General features: G+C 38.5%; 4 protein-coding genes. 1 reads left to right on the top strand and 3 read right to left on the bottom strand.

The window, feature by feature from the left end:
- The 3 genes from PVV60_RS09985 to PVV60_RS09975 all read right to left on the bottom strand — a co-directional run.
- Nucleotides 1–1,033, bottom strand: a 1,033-nt coding sequence (locus PVV60_RS09985; RefSeq protein ID WP_273724613.1) for a pertactin-like passenger domain-containing protein, incomplete at its 3' end; no start/stop codon positions are given.
- Between the two features lie 34 nt (nucleotides 1,034–1,067).
- Nucleotides 1,068–2,015 carry a hypothetical protein gene (locus tag PVV60_RS09980; RefSeq protein WP_273724612.1) on the bottom strand — a complete coding sequence of 316 codons (948 nt, stop codon included), beginning with the start codon at nucleotides 2,013–2,015 and terminating at the stop codon, nucleotides 1,068–1,070.
- A complete protein-coding gene (locus PVV60_RS09975) occupies nucleotides 2,012–2,221 on the bottom strand; it encodes a pertactin-like passenger domain-containing protein (protein ID WP_273724611.1) in 210 nt (69 codons plus the stop codon). The genes PVV60_RS09980 and PVV60_RS09975 overlap by 4 nt, the downstream gene beginning before the upstream one ends.
- Before the next feature lie 199 nt (nucleotides 2,222–2,420).
- Between PVV60_RS09975 and PVV60_RS09970 the strand changes: the two genes are divergently transcribed.
- The coding region (locus tag PVV60_RS09970; protein ID WP_273724610.1) for an integrase arm-type DNA-binding domain-containing protein at nucleotides 2,421–2,826 on the top strand (406 nt) is incomplete at its 3' end.

Here is a 2,826-nt window from a genome sequence, read left to right as displayed (position 1 = left end):
CCGCACGCACGGTTTGCATTTCATTGTGAAACACCATCGCTGGAGCCACAGACATAGACAATACCGCATCTGTAGAAGGCGTTGTCAAAAACTGAGAAACTGAAAGTGCCTCTCTCAATTGTGGAGAAAATTGGTCTGTATCAACTGGACACAAAATCATTTGATCGGCTAAAGATTGTGAAGATTCTGAAACAGCAATTTGTTGTTTTCCATCAGAAAAATGAAGAGGACTTGCTGGATATGCCCCTTCAATAACTTGACTTCCAAGAGTTGAAACAGTTAGAGATACAGAAGCTGGAGATTTTTGACTCAAGTTTGGGCGTTTTTTTCTTCGATGTGGCAACTTAATAACATGCTCTTGTGATGCTGCAATAGTTGAAAGAGAAGAAACCTGTTGATTTTGATTTAAATGCCGCGCAGATCTGCTTCTACTACGTGGTAAACTGTTGAGAAATGAAACATTATCAATAAATACCGCAGATAAATACCAAACTTTTTCACCCCCCTCCTCATCAATTCTCTGTTTTAAACCATACGTATAGGTTCCGCCATCAATATTAACATTTGCACCAGAAAAGCTTCTCAGGGTAAAATGTGCTCCTCCACTTTGATCAACAATTAAATCAAGTTCTGTTGAAGAAGGATCAACAATTTCAATACCGGAATCTACAATACTTATTGTGTGAGAACTACCGCCATTCTTGATAAAGAGATAATCACCCTCTCCTTCTGCAAGGCTGACATTAAAATCGAAATGTAGACTCCCCAAAAGATTATCAATATAAAGCTTAGAGTAATGTAAATCGGATTCTGTAGAAGTAAAAATAATATTTCCCACACCGCTTAGCTTTTTAATATAGGTTTCTGTGTTTCTGTATCCATTGGAAATAGAGTATAATTTAGCGTTTTCTCCCTCTAAATTAATATCGTCTACTGTTGTCTGATAATTTTCATATTCAGTATAAAAGCTATTATTTCCAGCATAAAGATGGACTTGTCCCAAATCATAAATCTTTATTTTTCCTTCCAACATCGCACCAGCAAAAACCCATGAATTGGCTCCTTCTTTAGCGGTGTAAAGTCACAATATCCACCTCTCCCCCTGCTAAAATCCGCTGTACCCCACCCGCAAAAAACTCAGTATTCACGGCTAAACCACCACTCTTTTGTATAAAATTATCATCATCTGCGAACCATCTAGCAAGAGTTTGTGTTCCTCCACTCATCACTTTTGTCCCCACAGCCATCCCACCATCATATACATTCTGCTGTCCCGGCGTGTCACTTTGATCATAAAGTGTCGTGTTATAAGTGCTGCTCCCCACAATTCCACCATTTACATAACCATCTCCGAAAACAAGCTGCTCCCCACCATAAATTTCAGCTCTCAATGCGGAGCCTCCTCCCTCCACTCTTTGTTTTCCACCCTCGTAAATAATCGTAAATTCTGAGATCCCCTGTTCCCCTACAATCTCTGAACCACCATTTTCAATTGTTGTATTCTTACTAAAACCACCAGTCTCAACATAGAGTGTTGCAGTTTCTGGAACTGTATTATTGATGGATAATTTAAAATCATCCATTTCTCCATCACTAGCAATATAAACTATGCTATTGTCACCGAGTATGGAGTTTTGCAAAATTTTTTCACGTGTACCAGTAATGAAATCCTTTGCATAAAAACTGAAATCACCTGTATCAGAATTGACTATAGAATCTTCCGAAGGAGAAAAAGTATTTTCTTGCTCAAAAGAATTATCTATAGACAACTCCGTATGAGATGGAGGAAAGATAGGAGTAGAATTTTTTTCCGATGTAGATGGTGTCGATAAAGACCAAATCTTTCCACCGTTATGATCTCTTTTCTTGAGAGCGTACATGTAGACGCCATTATCAACAGTAGCTATCTCCTCACCAAAAAAATCTATCAGAGTAAAATGCGCATTTCCGCTTTGATCATGAATTAAATCAAGCTCCAAAACTAAGTTCTGATTTTGTAGAAGAGAATTGGTCATTTCAACACCAGAATCGATAACGCTGATGGTGTAACGACCTGCTCTTTTTTTATAAGAAGATAATCACCGCACTGTTCTGCAAAATTAGTATTAAACCTAAAATGTAAATTACCTGAAAGATTACCAACCTCAAGTTTAGAGTAATGTGGTTTAAACACGGTAGAAGTAAAAACAACGCGTCCATTCCCGCTTAGGTCCTCAATCAAAGAGCTTTCACCATCAAATCTTGGACAAGGTATTGATTTATAATGATAATCTAGCGTTATTCATATTGCATAAGAGTCCCGAATAACGTAAGATTCTCTCATTTCAAATCTCTTTATGTTGCATCAATAAAAATCACTTATTTGCGCGTCACAAGCGGGGCTGGTGTGTGGGTAAAAACTGTATAAGAAAGGAATAAAAATGGCTCTTATGAACCGTCTTAATGCTAGGGCTATCGCAACATTGGGGGCTGGCAAATATAATGATGGTGCTGGCTTGTTACTTCATAAGCGTAAAGATGGAGGTGCTCAATGGATTTACCGTTATACCATTCATGGTCGACATCGTGAAATGGGCTTGGGTGCGTTGCGAGATGTCTCTTTAAAACAAGCCCGTGAATTGGCAACTGGGTGGCGCTCTGTTTTACGTGAAGGGCGTGACCCCATTAAAGAACGTGAGAAACAAAAGCGTGAGGCAATGCGCAATCTCCATTACTTAAAAGATATTGCCTTGGATACTTTTGAAACTCGTAAAGCTAAATTAAAAGGGGATGGGAAAGATGGACATTGGTTTTCGCCTTTACAACTTCATATTCTCCCTAAATTAG

Origin of the sequence: Bartonella sp. AU18XJBT, from assembly GCF_028618595.1 — a bacterium.
Taxonomy (GTDB): domain Bacteria; phylum Pseudomonadota; class Alphaproteobacteria; order Rhizobiales; family Rhizobiaceae; genus Bartonella.
Note: the sequence above shows the minus strand (reverse complement) of the source record. Positions and strands in the feature narration are given on the sequence as shown.

Excerpts from the sequence above, each read along its gene's own strand:
- PVV60_RS09980 (WP_273724612.1), bottom strand. The coding sequence starts at position 2,015 with ATGACCAATTCTCTTCTACAAAATCAGAACTTAGTTTTGGAGCTTGAT.